This is a genomic window from Bacteroides reticulotermitis JCM 10512, assembly GCF_000517545.1.
GTDB classification, from domain to species: Bacteria; Bacteroidota; Bacteroidia; order Bacteroidales; family Bacteroidaceae; genus Bacteroides; species Bacteroides reticulotermitis.
Window position 1 is genome coordinate 1 of record NZ_BAIV01000010.1, and the last position, 19,322, is coordinate 19,322.

At 42.2% G+C, this 19,322-nt stretch carries 12 protein-coding genes, 1 tRNA gene and 2 pseudogenes; 9 read left to right on the plus strand and 6 right to left on the minus strand.

Going from position 1 to position 19,322, the window contains the following annotated elements:
• Positions 1-128 precede the first annotated feature (128 nt).
• Together JCM10512_RS07595 and rho are read right to left on the minus strand one after the other, a co-directional pair.
• A pseudogene (locus JCM10512_RS07595) lies at positions 129-1,592 on the minus strand (sulfatase family protein).
• Between the two features lie 183 nt (positions 1,593-1,775).
• Positions 1,776-3,980 carry a transcription termination factor Rho gene (rho, locus tag JCM10512_RS07600; RefSeq protein ID WP_044161886.1) on the minus strand — a complete coding sequence of 735 codons (2,205 nt, stop codon included), beginning with the start codon at positions 3,978-3,980 and terminating at the stop codon, positions 1,776-1,778.
• A gap of 241 nt (positions 3,981-4,221) precedes the next feature.
• On the opposite strand from rho, the gene JCM10512_RS07605 reads away from it, so the two are divergent.
• Positions 4,222-5,058, plus strand: coding sequence for a 4Fe-4S binding protein (locus tag JCM10512_RS07605; protein WP_044161888.1), 837 nt, complete (start codon positions 4,222-4,224; stop codon positions 5,056-5,058).
• Here JCM10512_RS07605 and tilS read toward each other — a convergent pair.
• Positions 5,048-6,331 (minus strand): tRNA lysidine(34) synthetase TilS, encoded by a 1,284-nt coding sequence (gene tilS / locus JCM10512_RS07610; protein WP_044162056.1) that lies wholly within the window; start codon positions 6,329-6,331, stop codon positions 5,048-5,050. The two genes, JCM10512_RS07605 and tilS, sit on opposite strands and share 11 nt — an antisense overlap.
• Positions 6,332-6,599: 268 nt before the next feature.
• On the opposite strand from tilS, the gene feoB reads away from it, so the two are divergent.
• From feoB to JCM10512_RS07620, 3 genes are all read left to right on the plus strand, one after another.
• Entirely contained in the window at positions 6,600-9,080 is a 2,481-nt protein-coding gene (gene feoB, locus JCM10512_RS07615; RefSeq protein WP_044161890.1) for a ferrous iron transport protein B, read from the plus strand.
• Positions 9,077-9,292 carry a hypothetical protein gene (locus JCM10512_RS23595; protein ID WP_081741251.1) on the plus strand — a complete coding sequence of 72 codons (216 nt, stop codon included), beginning with the start codon at positions 9,077-9,079 and terminating at the stop codon, positions 9,290-9,292. The genes feoB and JCM10512_RS23595 overlap by 4 nt, the downstream gene beginning before the upstream one ends.
• A gap of 51 nt (positions 9,293-9,343) precedes the next feature.
• Positions 9,344-9,415: transfer RNA gene (locus tag JCM10512_RS07620), tRNA-Cys, on the plus strand.
• Between the two features lie 997 nt (positions 9,416-10,412).
• Here JCM10512_RS07620 and JCM10512_RS07630 read toward each other — a convergent pair.
• The 3 genes and pseudogenes from JCM10512_RS07630 to JCM10512_RS07640 form a co-directional block, all read right to left on the minus strand.
• Positions 10,413-12,092, minus strand: a pseudogene (locus tag JCM10512_RS07630) (DUF3987 domain-containing protein); the annotation flags it as partial.
• Positions 12,093-12,336: 244 nt separating this feature from the next.
• A complete protein-coding gene (rluF, locus tag JCM10512_RS07635) occupies positions 12,337-13,317 on the minus strand; it encodes a 23S rRNA pseudouridine(2604) synthase RluF (RefSeq protein WP_044161893.1) in 981 nt (326 codons plus the stop codon).
• A 249-nt stretch (positions 13,318-13,566) separates the two neighbouring features.
• The gene (locus JCM10512_RS07640; protein ID WP_044161895.1) at positions 13,567-14,463 is read right to left on the minus strand and encodes a helix-turn-helix domain-containing protein; all 897 of its coding nucleotides are present in this window, start codon (positions 14,461-14,463) and stop codon (positions 13,567-13,569) included.
• Between the two features lie 122 nt (positions 14,464-14,585).
• Between JCM10512_RS07640 and JCM10512_RS07645 the strand changes: the two genes are divergently transcribed.
• The 5 genes from JCM10512_RS07645 to JCM10512_RS07665 all read left to right on the plus strand — a co-directional run bounded on the left by JCM10512_RS07645 (position 14,586) and on the right by JCM10512_RS07665 (position 19,302).
• A complete protein-coding gene (locus tag JCM10512_RS07645; protein WP_081741253.1) occupies positions 14,586-15,902 on the plus strand; it encodes a TolC family protein in 1,317 nt (438 codons plus the stop codon).
• Positions 15,903-15,907: 5 nt separating this feature from the next.
• Positions 15,908-16,948 (plus strand): HlyD family secretion protein, encoded by a 1,041-nt coding sequence (locus JCM10512_RS07650; RefSeq protein ID WP_044161906.1) that lies wholly within the window; start codon positions 15,908-15,910, stop codon positions 16,946-16,948.
• Between the two features lie 93 nt (positions 16,949-17,041).
• Entirely contained in the window at positions 17,042-18,538 is a 1,497-nt protein-coding gene (locus JCM10512_RS07655; protein WP_148298315.1) for a hypothetical protein, read from the plus strand.
• Positions 18,539-18,658: 120 nt separating this feature from the next.
• Positions 18,659-19,102, plus strand: coding sequence for a DUF4377 domain-containing protein (locus JCM10512_RS07660; RefSeq protein WP_081741254.1), 444 nt, complete (start codon positions 18,659-18,661; stop codon positions 19,100-19,102).
• A gap of 17 nt (positions 19,103-19,119) precedes the next feature.
• Positions 19,120-19,302 (plus strand): hypothetical protein, encoded by a 183-nt coding sequence (locus tag JCM10512_RS07665; RefSeq protein WP_148298316.1) that lies wholly within the window; start codon positions 19,120-19,122, stop codon positions 19,300-19,302.
• The last annotated feature ends 20 nt before the right edge of the window (positions 19,303-19,322 follow it).

Consider the following 19,322-nt stretch of genomic DNA (forward strand, 5'->3'; position numbering starts at 1 on the left):
AGCAACCCGCTGGGCTGAAACTTGGTATCTCCTCGGATTGTGTGTAGGCAACCGTTTTATTCACGTTTACTAGGAAATGCTTATTGTTTATGCAGTATCAAGTTGTTTACGTATGGATAAGAAGCCAGTTAGGGCCTTTTCAACATGTCAGCAGCTCCCGGTCCGGAATGATTGGGATAACCCGGAGCATGATTCCGACATCTGGGATCGGCATCCACCTTGAGCGTACGATAGTCATCTTGCGTGCGAACAATATAATCGTCCAACATTGCGCGATGCTCTTTCAAAACCTGTTGATAGGCCGATTTTGTAGCCAGGTTGCTGCGTTCGCCCGGATCTTTCTTCATGTCATATAGTTCCTCACCATTTCCTTCCAGGTAGTGGATGTATTTATACCTGGAACCTCTTACCATACGTCCCGGGGTAACAATTCGCTCATATTCGCTATGCCATTCTGATACGGCGTACGGGTGAGTTTGAACTTGTTTTTCTCCTTTGAGAGTAGGTGCCAGGCTGATACCTATTTTATCAGCGGGAACTTCGATACCAGCCAAATCACAAAGCGTCGGCAGTAGGTCGATTGTTGGTTGCGTTAGCAAATGGTTTATAGGCTTTTTCTGTTTCTTGATGCCCGGCCCTGCAAAAATAAACGGGACGTTGGTCATCTCATCATAGAAACTGATGTGTTTGGTTACCATACGGTGCGAGGCCATCCCGTCGCCATGATCGGATAAAATAACGACTATCGTATTTTTGCCGGCTGGGGTGGAGTAAAGTGCTTCCAAAACTTCATTGATTTGTTTGGAAACCATTTGGGTATAGTATTGGAATGCTGCGATATAGTGACGATAATTTGTTTCGCTCCAGTGAGCCGCTTGGGTCATGCGTCGATGACTGCAGCATATATATTGTATGGGGATGGTAGATCGTTCCAGTTCTCAATCTCAAAGTTGTCGGGCAAAGGAGGAAGTTCACCGGGAATGGGGTGATCCGTATGGACTCCTTCATTTTCGCCGACGAATCCACAAATGTTGTGCGGGTTGAGAAAATCGGCAATGCAGATGAATGGTTCTTCAGGAGGATTACTTAGATAGGCAACGGCATCCTCACAAGTTCCTACATCCAGAAAACTATCATTGTTGACCGGGAAGTTCGGGTCGGTAAAGGGCTTGGCTACCGGGTCTTTATGTTTGAATCCTCTCAATGAACCCATATCATGACATTTGCCGAAATGGACTGCTTCATAGCCACTTTGGCTGAAGAGACTTCCCAGTGTAGCGGTGCTTTCCGGTAAACGAGGGTTGATGTGTTCGGCTGAATTGGAACGTACATTGGTTTGGTGAGGCATCATGCCACTCCATAGAGCTGCGCGAGATGGTTGACTGAGTGGGCAACCTACATAGGCATTCGAGAAAACGACTCCTTTAGAGGCTACTTCATCAATCGACTGGGTATATCCTTGGGTCTGTCCATAAGCACCGACAACACGTTGCGTCAAATGGTCGCATTGGATAATCAGGAAATTCGGTTTTTCTTGTGCTTGAGCAGCTAGGCTGCAAAGAGCTAATCCCATGAATGTAGATTGTTTTCATTCCGGTTTCGATTTAAATAATAATTGGTTCTTAGCAAAAGTACGGAAAAAAAACAGGTGCGGAGGATCGGTAAAGTAGTTTTGAACGCAAGTGGTAGGAATATGTACGAAAGTGAAAGAGGAGCAAAGTAAATTGGTGATTACTTTGCCCCTCTTTTTATTACTTACAACTAAAAGTCGTTGATTAGCTATTCATGCTCATAAGGAATTCGTCATTGTCTCTAGTCTTTTCCAAACGGTCTTTTACGAAATCCATAGCTTCTATCGGATTCATGTCAGCTAGGTATTTGCGTAAGATCCACATACGGTCGAGTGTTGTTTTGTCAAGCAACAAATCGTCGCGGCGGGTGCTGGAAGCTACGATGTTTACAGCTGGGAAGATACGCTTGTTTGACAGGTTGCGGTCGAGTTGAAGCTCCATGTTACCGGTACCCTTGAATTCTTCAAAGATCACTTCGTCCATTTTAGAACCGGTATCGATCAGAGCGGTTGCAATGATGGTCAATGAACCTCCGTTCTCGATATTACGAGCTGCTCCAAAGAAACGTTTCGGTTTATGCAATGCGTTAGCATCCACACCACCGGAAAGAACTTTACCGGAAGCAGGAGATACGGTATTGTAGGCACGAGCAAGGCGTGTGATCGAATCAAGGAAGATAACTACATCATGTCCACATTCTACCAATCGTTTCGCTTTTTCCAATACGATACCCGCGATTTTCACATGGCGTTCTGCCGGTTCGTCGAAAGTAGAAGCGATAACTTCTGCATTGACGCTGCGAGCCATGTCCGTAACTTCTTCAGGACGTTCGTCAATCAGCAACATAATCATGTAAACCTCGGGGTGATTAGCGGCAATTGCGTTAGCAATGTCCTTCATCAAGATGGTTTTACCTGTTTTAGGTTGCGCTACAATTAGGGCACGCTGTCCTTTTCCGATTGGTGCGAAAAGATCGACTACTCGCGCTGACATAGAGTCAGAATAGCCTCTTTTGCAAAGTTGGAATTTCTCGTTCGGGAAGAGAGGTGTTAAGTGTTCGAAGGGGACACGGTCGCGTACAAAAGCCGCGTCACGTCCGTTTATTCTCGAAACCTTGACTAGCGGAAAGTACTTTTCTCCTTCTTTCGGCGGACGAATAACTCCTTCTACCACGTCTCCGGTTTTTAGTCCGAACAATTTGATTTGCGACTGAGATACATATATATCATCCGGCGAAGAAAGGTAGTTGTAATCAGAAGAACGAAGGAATCCGTAGCCATCCTGCATAATTTCCAATACGCCAATTCCTGTTAGGATATCGTCGAATTCGTATGCTTTTTCACGTTCTTGCGATTTCCGTTCCTGAGGTGCAGGAGTGTCTCCTGTATTTGCATTGTTTTGTTGTGCAGGACGCGGTGCCGAAGGGCGTGGATTATTGCGTGCGGGGTTATTATTATTTGTATTGTTATTTTCGTGTGGGCGTGCAATGCGCGGACGTAGCGGTTGTTGTGCTTGCTGAGAAGGCTGTGATGCCTGCTGTTGTTGCGGTTGCGGTGCCTGTTCGGGAGTAGTCGGTGCCAATTCGGCTTTTGTAGCTTCGAATTTTCCGAAAAGTTCAGTAGGAAGTTCTATCTTTTCAGAAGGAAGGTCTTCAATTGGAATGAAGTCATTGTTATCAATATTCGATAAAATGTTACTCTCCTCGTCAACAACCGGAGTTGGTTTCTTGGGTTTCACTTCTTCTACTTTGCTCTCAGCAGGCTTATTGGTTTTAAGAATAGGCTTAGCTTCGGGTTTCAAAACTTCCGAAGTAGCGGCTTCAGTGCTAACTTTGGCTACCTCTTTTTTAGGTTCTGTCTTATTCTCGACTTTCTTTTCAGGCTCTACTGTCTTTTTGCGTGGACGTCCGGGAGCTTTGCGCTTAGCGGCTTTATCATCTGCCGACTCTTTAGCCGGTTGTTTGGCAGCAGCTACTTCTGCAGGTTTGCTGTCTTTAGCAACTACTGTATCTTTTGCGCCGGCTTCTTTACTTGTGTTGTCTGCTTTGGGGGCAGTGTTAACTACCGCTTTTGCAACTTCTTTAGTTGTGTTTCCGGCTACTTCTTGGGGAGCTACTTTAGGTGTTGGCTTATTGGCTTCTTTGGTAACTTCTCCATTCTTAGTTGCAGATATTACTTTGTCTTCTTTTTTAGTAGCGACCCGTGAGCGTTTTTTCTTATCTTCTTTGCGTTCCTCTTTTAGTTTGTCGGCAGCAACCTTTTTAGTTGCCCCAACTATCGCTTGTTCATCTAATATTCGATAAACGAGTTCTTCTTTTTTTAGGGAGTCTGCTTTTTTAAGACCTAGCTCTTGGGCTATAACTTGGAGTTCCGACAAGCTTTTGTCGTTTAATTGGATAATGTTATACATAACAGTATAGTGAGTTTAAATATATTTTTGCTGAAATATGGGCGCACAACTACGATAGGTAGCCACAGAGAAGCGAACATATAATTTGTTGTTATAATGAATTAGGGATATAAAAGTTGAATCGTAGAATGTTTCAACGGGACAAAGATAAGCATTTTTTTTGGTTTAGTTACTAATTAAGTATTTTTTTCATTCTAAAAAGCTATCTTTGTTATAATTATGAATCCAAAACTGCTATAGTATGATACTAAACGAGGCTCATTTAATCTATTTTTCCCCAACTCAAACTTCGAAGAAAATAGCTGAAGCTTTTGCTCGAGGCACCGGTATAAAACAAGTTATTATAACGGACCTTACTACGCATTCTGTCGATGCGATAGCACTTCCCGCATCCTCACTTGCTATAATTGTTGTTCCTGTATATGGAGGACATGTCGCTCCGTTGGCGATGAAACGCTTACAGAATATTCAAGGAACGAACACTCCCGCGGTCTTGGTGGTGGTGTATGGAAATCGGGCTTATGATAAGGCTTTAAAAGATCTGGATCTTTTTGCGTCGAGTCATGGATTTAAGGTAGTTGCCGGAGCTACTTTTATCGGCGAACATTCATTTAGTACGGATAAGCACTCCATAGCTGCCGGGCGTCCTGATTCGGATGATTTGGCTTTTGCCGGTAAGTGGGCTGAAACGGTGATGGAGAAGTTGCGCACAGTAGATTCTCCGAATAAGCTTCGTGCAATAAATGTATCTTCAATCCGTAAGCCTAATCAACCGCTTTTCCCTTTGCTGCGTTTTATTCGTCGCGCATTAAAATTACAGAGAAGTAGAGTCGCAGTGCCTCGAACCCCTTGGGTATCTCAGGAGAGTAAATGTACGCATTGTGGGCTGTGTGTGCAGCGTTGTCCCACCGGAGCGATAGCGAAAGGAGATGAATTGCATACCGATGCTGAGAAGTGTATCAGATGTTGTGCTTGCGTGAAAGTTTGCGCTCAGGGAGCAAGGGTGTATGAGACTCCCTTTGCAGCTGTGCTTGCCGACTGCTTTAAAAAGCAAAAGGCTCCGCAGACTATCGTGTAAGCTTATAGATGACGACGCGCCGGGTAGTTTTATCTATCCGGAAGCGATTGTCTGTTCGCTCACCTATCAACCAGGCAATTTGTTCTCCACAACAGAGTACCCATTGATTCTCTTTTTGGCTAATTGAGAATTTGCAATCGGTCATGTAGTCGCTTACTTTCTTCCGGCCTTGCATTCCGAAAGGGACGAATGTATCTCCCAGTTCCCACTTTCGCATACTAATTGCCTGATTTAGCTTATCAGCATCGAAGCAGGCGGTGTTCTTATCCCGAGGGATGAGGAAATCGGATGAATAGGCTTGTTCTTCTTTCGTTAATTCGAAAGAGGGGAGGTTGGTGACTTTTCCTATAGGTTCGAGCAATAGAAACTCTCTGTCCCGGATTACTCGATGGCTTTTACTCATGAACTGTTTGCCCGCCTGTCCACCTATTGCCGCAGCCAGTATGTCTTTTATCTGACTAGGATTGAAGCCTAACGGATGCAGTATCTCAAATAGAATCGCCTGTGGGCTGACTTCATTTAATAATTGCTGAATGTGAATTCCCTCAGGAGTTTGCACCCGTTTTTTTCCTTCCGCAATCTCCTTATTATATATAGAAGAAACTTCATTGAGATTGTTTCCGGTTTCTAATAAGCTTTCAATGATTGACGGATTTATTTCCTGCATGAGAGGAATCAAGTCCAGTCGGATTTTATTGCGGGTATATTCATTTTGCAAATTTGTACTATCGGTAACGTATGCTTGTCCAATGCTGGTTAGGTATTGGATGATTTCTTCCCGATTCACACACAATAACGGGCGTACAATTGCCTGATTGTGTGGTCGAATGCCTAGCAAACCGGCAATACCTGTACCGCGAATCAGGTTGAGCAGCATGGTTTCTATACTATCATCTTTATGGTGGGCTACGGCAACCACGTCGGCATGACGGGTTATTCTCATTGTCTCAAACCACTCATAACGCAATTCCCGGGCAGCCATTTCTATGGAAATTTGCTTCTCGGATGCATACTGCACAGTATCGAAATGAACTGTGTGTAGTTGTACGCCTATCTCTTTGCAGAGCCTCTCTACAAATAACTCATCCCGGTTGGATTCCGCACCTCGCAAGTGGAAATTACAGTGGGCAGCTTCGCAATGATATCCGGCATTATGAAGAAGGCGAAGGAGGGCAACTGAATCGGCTCCACCGCTAAGTGCTACAAGAATTTTGTCTTTCGGTGAGAACAAATTTTCTTTTTCGATGAATTGTATTACGCGTTTGGCTATCATAACAGCAAAGGTAATCATTTATCATTTTGTAAGAGGTGAATCGAACTGAAAAGTTTATTAATATTGAATGTGAATCTGTTTCTTAAATGCGTTGTAATTAGCTGGATATGTAAAGTTTAAATTGCACTTGTATGGTTGTCCCTTTTATTCAAGGATACTGGGGGTAGGGGAGGGTGTTAGAGAGAAAAATGCTTCCTATTTAAAAACAGTCTAAATAATTTGTTCTCTCCAAAGTTATGAATTATCTTTGCACAAAATTTATATAAATATGCGTTTATCCGAATTAAAAACCGGTGAGAAGGGTGTTATAGTGAAGGTGTTGGGACATGGTGGTTTCCGCAAACGTATCGTTGAAATGGGCTTTATTAAAGGAAAGACCGTGGAAGTACTATTGAATGCTCCATTGAAAGACCCTATAAAGTATAAAGTTCTTGGTTATGAAATATCGCTTCGTCGGCAAGAAGCTGAGATGATCGAGGTCATCAGTGAAGAAGAAGCTAAAAAGCAGGTAGAACAAACAATATATCATGAGGGATTGCCCGAAGACCTTTCAGTGAAAGATGAAGATCTAAAACGATTGGCTTTGGGAAAGCGCCGCACGATTAATGTTGCTTTGGTAGGAAATCCTAATTGCGGGAAAACTTCCCTGTTTAATCTAGCTTCCGGTGCTCACGAGCATGTAGGAAACTATAGCGGGGTGACAGTGGATGCCAAAGAAGGTTACTTTGAATTTGAAGGTTACCACTTTCGGCTTGTCGACCTGCCGGGAACTTATTCGCTTTCGGCTTATACGCCTGAAGAGATTTATGTTCGTCGCCATATTATCGACGAAACGCCGGACGTTATAATCAATGTAGTAGATTCTTCTAATTTGGAGCGAAATTTATATCTTACCACTCAGCTGATCGATATGAATGTTCGCATGGTAGTAGCGCTCAATATTTATGATGAATTAGAATCTAGTGGGAATACGTTGGATTATAAGCTTCTGAGTAAGCTGTTTGGCGTTCCGATGGTCCCGACTGTCTGCAAAAAGAATCGGGGAGTTGATACTCTTTTTCATGTAGTGATCAACCTTTACGAAGGAGTTGATTTCTTTGATAAACGAGGAAAGATGGATGCGGAAGTGCTGAAAGATCTAACCGAATGGCATGACTCGTTGGAGGGTCATAAGCACCATGAAGAAGGACACCTGGAAGATTATGTGAAAGAGTCTCCTGAACGTGTATTCCGGCATATTCATATAAATCACGGACCCGATTTGGAAAAGGCGATTGATGCTGTTAAAGAAGAGGTCGCAAAAAATGAGTCTATCCGATATCGATATTCTACTCGCTTCCTCGCTATCAAATTATTGGAAAATGATCCGGATATAGAGCATCTTGTCCGCGTATTACCCAATGGAGAAGAGATACTTCATGTACGCGATAAGATGGCAAAGCGTGTGCAGGTTTCAGTGAACGAAGATTGTGAATCGGCAATAACCGATGCTAAATATGGTTTCATTAGCGGCGCTTTGAAAGAAACATTTACGGATAACCATTTGGAGCAGAAGCAAACAACTAAAGCGTTGGATGCGATTGTGACTCATCGGATCTGGGGATATCCCATTTTCTTTTTATTTATGTATTTGATGTTCGAAAGTACATTTGTACTTGGAGAATATCCAATGATGGGGATCGAATGGACTGTAGAGCAATTGGGAAACCTGATTCGTAGTTACATGGCCGATGGCCCGCTTAAAGACCTTTTGGTTGATGGAATACTGGGCGGTGTAGGTGGAGTAATCGTATTCTTACCAAACATTTTAATCTTGTATTTCTGCATTTCTTTGATGGAGGATTCCGGTTATATGGCGCGTGCGGCTTTTATCATGGATAAAATCATGCATAAAATGGGACTGCATGGCAAATCATTTATACCGTTAATTATGGGATTTGGATGTAATGTACCGGCTATTATGGCTTCCCGTACGATTGAGAACCGTAAGAGTCGGCTTATTACCATGCTGATCAATCCTTTGATGTCGTGTAGTGCCCGTCTGCCTATTTATCTGTTATTAGTCGGTGCTTTCTTTCCGAAAAACGGAGGCTTGGTACTCTTTAGCTTATATGCTATCGGCATTCTGCTTGCTGTTGGGTTAGCGAGGTTATTTAGCCGTTTCCTGGTTAAGGGTGATGATACTCCTTTCGTAATGGAGTTACCTCCATATCGCATGCCAACAGCCAAGTCTATTTTTCGGCATACATGGGAGAAAGGTTCTCAATATTTGAAGAAAATGGGAGGTATCATCATGATTGCTTCCATTATAATTTGGTTTTTAGGTTATTATCCGAACCATGATGGCTATGAAACAGTAGCAGAGCAGCAAGAAAATTCCTATATTGGACAGCTGGGGCAAGCTGTAGAGCCTGTGTTGGAGCCATTGGGGTTTGATTGGAAGTTAAGTATCGGGTTGATATCCGGCTTAGGAGCAAAAGAGTTGGTGGTTAGTACAATGGGAGTATTATATGCTAATAGTCCGGATGCTGATTCGGTAAGCTTGGGTGAGCGTATTCCCATAACTCCGTTGGTTGCATTCTGCTATATGCTTTTTGTACTTATTTATTTTCCATGTGTGGCTTCGTTAGTTGCTATAAAGCAAGAATCAGGTAGTTGGAAATGGGCGCTTTTCGCCGCGGTATACACTACCGGGTTGGCATGGATTGTTTCATTTACCGTTTATCAGATAGGAGGTCTGTTTTTATGAGTAATTGGCAAGAATGGGTAGTATTAGTACTTGTAGCACTTTGTGTGCTACGAATACTTTATGGATTCTTACTGTTTTTTCGGCGAGCACGAAAAAGTAAGAATCCTTGTGATAGTTGTGTAAGTGGTTGTGAACTAAAGGATATGATGGATAAGAAGCGCCACGAGTGTGGTGACGGGCAAAAAAACAAGAAGAAAAAATGCTGTGGATAGTTGGTAATTACAAATTTTGTACTACCTTTGCAACCGCAATCCGGAAAATAAGGTTCCTTGGATGAGTGGCTTAGTCAGCGGTCTGCAAAACCGTGTACGGCGGTTCGAATCCGCCAGGAACCTCAATAAACCCTTTTAGAATTAATCTGAGAGGGTTTTTCTTTTCCCTGAATCGAAAATGCTACTACAGAATTTAAAAGGGGCAATCCGAAAACTCTGTGGGTATGTTAAACTATCCGGTCGTTTGCATCTTTGTAATGTGCTAATATCTTTTCGTAAAGCGTTATATTTCAATTAACATCTGTCGTTTATTGATATATAGAATACTTCGAAGCTTTGTATTTAACGTTTGTCGTCCACATACTTTTCGACTTGATCCAAAAATACACTCTGTTTTTTTCTGATAAACACGGAATGCACTCACGTCTAACAATCCCGCCAGAAGTGGATCATATCGAATTCCTGAAGGTTTAAGGTGAGCCCTCTTGATCAATAATTATTGGTATCATTTCAGGGTTCTTGAGAAATAACATATTTCTCAAGAATGGAGGCATATCACTGTATTATTCTGATGAGAATATTATTTGTCTGGCTGTCTGTTATAAATTGTATATTATTTGATTTGTCTTATAGAACGCCATAGTTCGTTCATCCTGAACACACTTCTTGTTTTGTGTACATGCGCTGTTTTATCTGTATACTTTTTTTATTGCTGTTTTTATCATATTTACATGCGTTTACTCTAACGGCTGTTTCCTTTTTCTCGTTATAAAGGGGGATGGTTGGTTCATGAATCCATTCGATATAATCCGTTTTTGCGTGCAACGATAACATAACTTTGCATAATCTGTTTTCTTTAAATTACTATTCGTGTTAACTAACTCTTGTAATCGATTACCTGACAAAGATACGATGCCGCTTGACGGAGGGTATGCACATTGACGCTCATTGACGCACAGCGGAAAACAAAAAAACGGGAATGAACTCGAAAAAAGATAGGGTTGTTTGTCCAAAAAGATCAGGCTCTTTTAGGGAAAAGATCAGGTTGATTTTCAAAAAGAACCTGATCTTTTTTTTCGGCTTTGAAATGGACAAATGGACAAATGGACACTATGTCCATTTAATCTGCGAGCTTTTGATAAACTCCATGGGTTAACTTTTTGATTTTTAGTCCGGTATATGTGTTTAGTAGCCTGCTTATCTTGCGCGGATTGAAGTTGTATTTTGCGCCAATTTGGTTAGCATCTTCCCGGGTAAAGCACTCCGGTAACTCATTGAAAAAGTTCCTGTTTATGTCCGGATTAATTAATGGTTTGGTTGTGCCGGAAGGCATGGAGGAAAGTAGTAGCCGGCTATGCTCATAACAGCAAAGAACCAATTGCAGAGAACGTTCGAAGTCAACGTCGGAACAATAAATATCGGGTGATATATCGTTGTTCTCGAATTGGCGAATGCGCGTTTGAATCATGCTGATACGCATCACCAGAAACGCATAGCGTTTGATTACCGCCTGCAAGTCATCGTTGTTCTCGAGCGACACATCGGTTAGCAATTTAGCAAACAGCTTATTTAATCGGTTCCATTGCTTATTGCTGAAATGGAACATAGCCGGATGGTTCAGGCAGAAGTTATATAGTTGAGTGACACGCTGTGCCAGGAGTTTGAAATGCTCCTCGAAGGAGATGAGGTTGTCGCCCATTTCTTTCCAGAAAGGCATCTCCCGAAATGTATAATAGATGATGCGGCTCGCCATACCGTTCTCGGTGTTTTCGAGCAATCCGTTCAATTGCCCCGGCGTGCCGGTGAGGAAGAGTGCCAGCATGGGATGCCGAATGTAGATGGGGCGCATGCCGTTTGTTTTATAGGAGGAGTCGATATTTTCGTGTTCGAAGCATTTGCAGATGATGTTGTCGAAGTTGCCGCAATCGAGGTGATTGGCATTCGATAGAGTCTGTGCTTCGGTATCGAAGATAATGCTTCCTTGCGAACCGTTATCCTGCATCTGTATTTGCATACGGGTGTAACTGGTAGTGGCGGGGATAATCAGCATTTTGAAGGGAGGAGTCTGAGGTTCTTCAGGCTGATCTTCTTCTGTTTTGTTTTTGTGTGATGCCTGACTTTGCCAGGCATTGTGTGCACTTTTATAGTTTTGTTGCTGTAGATCGCTATTTGCCAAAATCTGGCTATGAATATCTTCGATCAGGTAACGTCCGGTTTGTGCGATGCTTTTGCCACTGCCTGCCGGAGCGATGACCACGCAGTAGAGGTGAGGTGAATACTTCTTGTGATTGTAGATGCCGAAAGTGTAGGGGAGCACGGCACTTAGTGCGGTTAGGTTGGATAGAAATGATATATCCCGTTCGCGAGAGGTGCATTCTTCGAGCATACAGTCGTTGAGCAAATCGGGCAGATTTATATACAAATCATCCGGGAATATGGGCGTTGATTTACGCAATTCTTCGCCTTGCCAATAGCTTTCTTCGGCATCTGTTTCTTTTTCAATATGGTCATAGTGTCCATTTGTCCATTTGTCCATTTGAGAAGCAGATGGATGCTGAGTCAATGATGGACTGTTTTGAGAGATAACTTGTTTATAACCAGATGATAAAACCGCTCTTAGCTCTGCCAAGGGGAAATCGGTACCCTCCAAATAGGTGCAAAGTTCACGTAAAATGACCTTTTCGGAATACTGTCTTCGGCAGGCTTCGCAAGCTAGTTTAAAGAGGTTGGTATGCCGCTTTCCGGAGGTGAGTGGGTTTAGGAAAATATAGGACGAAACGAATAGCTTTGTTTCCTTATCTATGTTCGAGAAACTCTAAAAAAAGCTTGAAAGTGACGGCGAGTTAGAAAATAAATTCCTCTCTCAGTATCTCATTCTTTTCAGCCTAACTGGCATATAACCAATTTGAGTGAAAACAGACACAAGAGAGAAGAAAACTAGTTTTTCTAGAAATAGCAACTTGCAGATAGGCTAATCTATATGCCTAACTTTCTGCATTCTCTCGGATTAGATGGTAGTTTAATCCGAGTGTTAGGCAACGATTCTATTTACCTCTTTTCGGTTGCGAGCGTTGGTTGGCTTGCGCCTTTTTGGGAGATACTCTTGATTTTCCCACCCGTAGTCCGCTTCCTGCTTTCTTTTTTGAATGTTTTTCTTTGGGTGCTTCTTCCGTAAATTTGGCAGGAGACTTATCTTGTTTGGATGTTTTGCTAAAGTTGTAAACGCTATTTGCTTTGCGGTGATCATGTTGTATATCATACATTTCCAAAGCTTTGTTCATAGCCTTATTGCTATTCGTTGGCTTCTTGGATTGAGCAACTGATTCTGATTTGTCCAATAGGTCGAATAAGCCTTCCAGTTCGCTAGCGGTTAGATTCCTCGAACTACCTTGCCCTAGACTACCCAATTTAATATTCATAATCTGGATGCGCTCCAACTTGACTACCTCATAGTCGAAATACTCGCACATACGACGAATCTGGCGATTAAGCCCTTGAACCAAAGAGATTTGGAAGGTATAAGGATTGATTTCGGTAATCTCACAACGACGAGTTACCCGGTCGAGGATTGGAACACCCTGTGCCATCTTGGTCAGAAACTCTTTGGTAATCGGTCTGTCTACTTTTACCAAATACTCCTTTTTATGATTATTTCCTACGCGAAGTATCTTGTTTACAATATCTCCATCGTTTGTCAGGAGAATTAAGCCCTGTGAATCTTTATCTAAGCGACCGATGGGAAATATACGTTGCTCATGGCTGATGTAATCAACGATATTATGAGCTTCCTGGGTATCTGTTGTGGAAACGATCCCAACAGGTTTATTAAAAGCAATATATATAGGTTCGATTTCGTTTTGAATGACTTCCCCGCATACTTTGACTTCTTGTCCGGGCAACACGCGCATTCCAATGCTTGCACGTTTGCCGTCAATGGTTACATGTCCGTCTTCAATAAGTTGGTCAGCTTTGCGTCGAGAGCAATAACCTGAACCACTGATATATTTGTTAAGCCTATATTCCATCTTTCGGTTTACTATGTATTATAACTGAGATTACTTAAACTTTATTTTCGACAAAGATATGGCAATAATACTGAATCAGCATTTTTTTATTTTGTAAATTATGACTAATTATAGAATTAATCTCCCAGAAACTGAATCAGAGAACGATAATGAACGACTATTGATCTCCGGCGTTCATTTAGATAAGCCGGTAATTAATAGGTGCTTGTGATAGAAGCGCAGCCAATTGACCACTTGATATGCCTCGAGTTAATTAAATCGATATTTCAGTGGAGATGTTCCCGATCTGCGTTTGAAAAACTTGCAGAAAGAAGAAGAGTCCGAAAAGTGAAGCTCGTCCGCTATCTGTTGAATGGTACGGTCGGATTGGCTGAGTAAGATACGAGCTTCGCTGTATAGCATCTCGTAAACAAAGTCAGTGATGGTCTGTCCCGTCAGCTTTTTGACAATAAGCGTAAGGTATTGCGGGGTAATATGTAACTTGTCGGCATAGAACGAGACTAAGTGCTCCGATTTAAAATGATCTTTTAATAAGCTGATGAACGATTGGAGTATCTGTTCCGAGCGGTTCAGGTTTACTTCCGATGGATTTAAGCTTGCGTAACTTTCGTAGATATTAATCCATTCTAAAAGGAAAGTCACAAATTGATTTTGGAGTATTTCTTTTAAAAAGATGTGTTTCGTCTGTTTGAGGCGGTTTTGCATACTTTGCATGCAGTTATTTAGCGTCACATAGTCGGCAGGCAGGAGCCCGAATGCCGGATTGCTGTATAACTTCAGACTACGGTTCAGGTGTTTGAATACCTTTTCCATAGAAGGAACAATATCCAGAAAGGGCTTGTTAACCGCCAGAAGCTTGCCTGCTATTTGAGGGGTTACTTCGATAAATTGCACAATATGCAGTGGAGTTAAAACTAATATTCCGGGAGACTTGAGCGTTTGAGTTTCATAATTAACCGAAATCGAGACCTCGCCCTCACTTAGCAGTAAATAGACGTAAGCATCCAGATACAATGTTGCGAAATGTTCCGGTTTGAAACAAGCTATGTCGATATCCTGGCAAGTTACTTCATGATTTGATAGTTCTTTCCGATGTTTGGCATATAAAATATCCTTGAAATCGGTAAAAAAAAGATTCTTTCCCATACCTATTGACTGTTAATTACTTAGCAAAGATAAAAAAGAAATAGATTCAAACAAAACCATTTTGTTACTAAACAGAACTTTGTCTGTCTGCTCGAGCGCGGTACCTTTGTCTTCTAAAAAAAATGGTTAATAGGAATCTGGTCATAATAAGCTGTCTTCTTCTCTTTTCACTAGGAGTTTTTCCAAAAGATAAGGAAAAGGTGCATTATTCTTTATCCGATATTTTTGCCCTAGCCGATCAAAATAGCCATCAGTTAAAGGTCTCACAAGTGGGGATCGAGAAGGCTGACCGCGCGGTAAGAGTAGCCAAAGACGGAAAGCTTCCGGTTATTGAAAGTTTTTTGGGCGGTAGCTATATTGGCAATCAAACCTTGATGTCGCGCGGCTTCGCGGATGCATCTTCGGTTGCTACTCCTCATTGGGGCAATGCGATGACTTTAGAAATCAAACAATCGATCTACGAGGGTGGGAGTATAACGGGGGCAATTACGCTGGGTGAATTAGAGAGCCAGTTAGCACGTTTACAGCATGAACAAAATAAGCAGGAAGTACGCTTCACACTTTCATCTTGGTATCTTTCTTTATGCAGACTATGCAATGAAGAGAAGATTTACCTGAGTAGCAAGCATCAGGCAGAACAATTGCTGGAGCAGATGCGGGCTTGCTTCGAACAAGGTACTGTGCTAAAGAGTGATGTGACTCGGTATCGTTTATATTTGAAAGATATCGAAATTGAATTGGAGAAAATTCAAAATCAGCAAACGACTTTGAATTACTATCTACTGACAGTCACAGGGCTCCCCTCACACATTAAAATTCAACCTGATGAATCTTACCCGCACGCCGAAGCGAAAGTTACCGGTGATACCGAATGGCAACAAGAAGTGAACTTAAATTCATTCCGGATTAAGACGGCTCGGAAAGAGGAAGCCATCTTCTTTCAGCAGATCGAGAATGCCCGGTCGGCAAAGCGTCCCTCCATTTACCTATGGGCCTCCGAGAGTTTGCAAGGTCCTATTGTTTCAGCCATGCCTCCAATTAATAAAAATTTGAATAATTGGCAGCTTGGTGTCGGACTGCGCTTTACTATTTCCTCTTTCTACACCGCCAACAAGAAAGTGCGGCTGCATGAAAGTGCATGGCGACAATCTAAAGAAAACCTGCAGCTGACCATCGATAGAGAGCAGATGGAGGTCAACGAGGCCTATCTGAAATGGACTGAATCAGTAAACCAGCTCAAAGTGAGGGAAGAATATAAGGAATTGGCTGATGAGAACTATGAGGTGGTGTCGGAACGTTACCTCAATGGGCTGGCTATTGTTACCGAAATGTTAGATGCCAGCACCGAACAGCTTTCCGCCGAATTGAAACTAGCAAACAAACGAATCGAAATATATTATAATTACAGTAGACTTAAAAAACTAGCAGGACTTTTATAAAAACTATGAGCCAAAGAAAGAAACATCGAAAATATATCATCAACGGAATTGTTGTATTGATTGTGATTGCGATCAGTGTTTATGTGAGCATTTACTCCCTTCACTTGGGAAGAGTAGAGTACACGGATAATGCCCAGGTGAAAAGATTGATAGTGCCGGTACATTGTCGAGTGAAAGGCTATGTTCGGGAAATCTGTTTTGACGAGTATCAGCCCGTTTCCAAGGGAGATACTTTAGCCATTATCGAAGATATGGAATATCGGTTGGAAGTTGCACAGGCAGAAGCTAACTTTCAACAAGTTCGGGCCGATAAGTCGGCAGTGTATACGTCATTGCAGACTGCGAGAAACAATATTTCCGTGTCCGATGCTTCCGTCGAAGAAGTACGCGTGAAAATGGAAAATGCAGTGACGGAATATAATAGGTACCACGCTTTATTTGCCAAAGGCGCTGTAACCCGCGAACAGTACGAGGCGATAAAAACCAATCGAGATGTCGCCCAAGCACATTACGATATGCTGGTGCATCAGAAACGTTCGGTGGTGTTGGTAAAAGACGAACACGGACATCAGGTAAGTCAGTCCGAGGCTTTGTTGGAACTATCGGAAGCTCATTTGGAAATGGCCAAGCTGAACCTTTCGTATACCGTTATAAAAGCCCCTTGTGATGGCGTTACCGGAAGGAAGAATGTTCAAACCGGACAATTTATGCAAGCCGGAGATATCTTGGTCGATCTGGTGGATAAGCATGATATTTGGGTAACTGCCTACTACAAAGAATCACAAATAACCCGCATCAATGACGGGCAGACTGTAGATGTCAAAGTCGACGCTTGTCCGGGAGTTGTATTTAAAGGAAAAGTGAAATCGATATCAGATGCTACCGGAGCCAGCTTTTCGCTAATTCCGCAAGATAATTCTACCGGCAATTTTGTGAAAGTGCAACAACGTATACCCGTACGTATTGAATTTATAGAAGAAAACAATCCGGTCGATATGCAGCGTCTGCGTGCCGGAATGAATGTTGAATGTTTGGTAAACTATTAAATGGTAAAAGGTACACATGATCCCGCCCGGATATTAGCATGTCGAGACTTCGTACCCGATTGGTTACGGTTTTGGTCTATCATTTTAATAACCTTGGTATATTTATTCTCAGGAGCTATCCAACTGGCTTCTGCCGGACAGCAGGTGGGTGGACTATCTTTCTTGCAGAAAGATACACAGATGATTGGGTTCTCGGCTTTCGTTGGGATGAATATGATTTTTCCGATGTTGTTTAGACTTCGTTTTCGTTTCTCTACCAAAACGATCCTAACCGCTGTGACGATAATCCTGATCATCTGTCATTTGTTGACATTGTATACGGTGAATGTCCCCTTGCTGTGCTTCATCAATTTTATAGCCGGTACATTTCGGATGTTAGGGGCTTTTGAAACCATGGTATGCATCCAACTTCTTATTACCCCTACGCGAAGTTACGCAGTGTTTTACGCGGTTATCTTTTTCATTGTGCAGGGGAGTGCCATCTTCTTCAGTGCTCAGGTGGCATATATACTGCATTATCTTAGTTGGTATCATTTGCATATCGTTATTATCTTATTGTTGATCTGGACGCTTTTGATGGTCTATTTCTTGTTTCGGCAGTATCGATCGATGAAGAAGATACCACTTTACGGTATTGATTGGGCAGGTTATGCCCTGTGGTGCATCTCGTTATCTTTGATTCTCTTTATTGCCATTTATGGGAAACATTACGAGTGGTTTCATTCACCGCATATCTGTTGGGCTACAGTTGGCCTGATAGGTACATTGGTGTTGAATCTTTATCATATGTTTCATGTGAAGCGGCCCTATATCAGTCTGGAAACGTGGCGATATCCCAATATGGGGAAGCTCGTCCTGCTATTTCTGGCTTTATACATCTCTTTGGCAACTCCCATGACCCTGCAAAATAGCTACATGGCAGGCATTCTTAAATTTGATTCCATACATATAGTACTCTTAAACTGGTTTGTTTTGGGGGGAATGTTGCTGAGCGTTGGTTTGTGTTATGTATGGTTTGTCCGTAATAAATACCGGATTAAGCCGATGATCTTTGTCGGTTATGCTTGTGTGGTGCTTTATCTGCTGCTGATTTACTGTCAGATTGATCCGCAGACAAATATAGAATCGTTCTATGTGCCGGCTGTTTTGCGTGGGATAGGCCTCTTATTGCTCTACATTGTGCTGACACTCTACATTGCCAATATCGTACCGTTCAAACACAACTTTCAGGCGTTGTGTATCATGGGATTCATCCGAATGTCACTGGGAACGGTGCTCGGTTCATCCCTGATCGACAATTGGATGCATTATTTAACAGAGAAGAATAGTCTGTTGCTGAGTCCGGAATTAGATTCAGTCAATACCGTCTTTCAAGCAAGCGGACTAAGTCAAGTAACTCAAGAATTGAGCAGGCAGGTTATGATGGTGAGTATGAAAGAGATATATGGATACATGGCTATGGCAGGTATTCTTATTCTCATTATTATTCTTTTAGAAAAAGAGATGAAGCGATTGAATCTCTTCTTCCCTAAGTTGAAAACGATTCGGCATATCTTCAAGCGCGCGGTCGATTTCGATAGAAAGAGTTGAGCCGGAAAGGCTGCATAATACGTAAAAAACGGGATTGGCGTCTTTACTTCTTCGAAAGAATCAGATGAGTCGGTAAACCTTTTTGTCACCTTGGTTGTTCTAACTAAAATTGAATGAAAAATGAAAAAGAACATTTATCTTTTATTGTCTTTTGTGATGTTGTTGGCTACTTCTTGTTCCACAACCTCCTCAGTTAGGTACACAGTCGCTTCTCAAAACGCTGACTGTGTAGGTGTTGGACCTCAGAAATGCTTGCTAGTCAAAAAAGGAAATGCAACTGAATGGGAATATTTTTATAGCAATATAGAAGGCTTTCAGTATGAACCGGGATATGAATTTGTGTTGAAGGTGAAAGAGGAGAAACTGGAGAATGTGCCGGCAGACGCCTCTTCTATTAAATATGTGCTGGTGAAGCAGATTTCTAAAGAACAAAAAGAATCAGATAATCTTCCCCCTGCCGTACAGCAAAAAGCTCAGGTACTCCGTATCAATGCACAGGTAAAGTGTTGTCTATCGAATCGGAGAATATCGGACGGGGTGCAGCTGCTGGGAAGTTTGAAGTGAAAGTCGTTCAACTGCAAGTGACAAGTTCAACTAATAGTGATATTAAAGAAGGAGAGACTATCTATTGTGAATTGATTGCAACTCCCAAAGTCGACCCTAAAGTGGGAAGAGAATACGTGTTCAAAGCTCGTAACTTACATCCTGCTCATGCCAAAGGCAAATATCTGTTAGAAACCGATGTGATGGATTTAGTAAGATAAACAGCCCTTTTATGAAAGAA

What these genes read in the sequence shown, in the direction of transcription:
- JCM10512_RS07605 (WP_044161888.1), top strand. Translation starts at nt 4,222, where the DNA reads ATGATACTAAACGAGGCTCATTTAATCTATTTTTCCCCAACTCAAACT.
- JCM10512_RS07640 (WP_044161895.1), bottom strand. Translation starts at nt 14,463, where the DNA reads ATGGGAAAGAATCTTTTTTTTACCGATTTCAAGGATATTTTATATGCC.
- feoB (WP_044161890.1), top strand. Translation starts at nt 6,600, where the DNA reads ATGCGTTTATCCGAATTAAAAACCGGTGAGAAGGGTGTTATAGTGAAG.
- JCM10512_RS07650 (WP_044161906.1), top strand. Translation starts at nt 15,908, where the DNA reads ATGAGCCAAAGAAAGAAACATCGAAAATATATCATCAACGGAATTGTT.
- JCM10512_RS23595 (WP_081741251.1), top strand. Translation starts at nt 9,077, where the DNA reads ATGAGTAATTGGCAAGAATGGGTAGTATTAGTACTTGTAGCACTTTGT.
- rluF (WP_044161893.1), bottom strand. Translation starts at nt 13,317, where the DNA reads ATGGAATATAGGCTTAACAAATATATCAGTGGTTCAGGTTATTGCTCT.
- rho (WP_044161886.1), bottom strand. Translation starts at nt 3,980, where the DNA reads ATGTATAACATTATCCAATTAAACGACAAAAGCTTGTCGGAACTCCAA.
- tilS (WP_044162056.1), bottom strand. Translation starts at nt 6,331, where the DNA reads ATGATAGCCAAACGCGTAATACAATTCATCGAAAAAGAAAATTTGTTC.
- JCM10512_RS07660 (WP_081741254.1), top strand. Translation starts at nt 18,659, where the DNA reads ATGAAAAAGAACATTTATCTTTTATTGTCTTTTGTGATGTTGTTGGCT.
- JCM10512_RS07645 (WP_081741253.1), top strand. Translation starts at nt 14,586, where the DNA reads ATGGTTAATAGGAATCTGGTCATAATAAGCTGTCTTCTTCTCTTTTCA.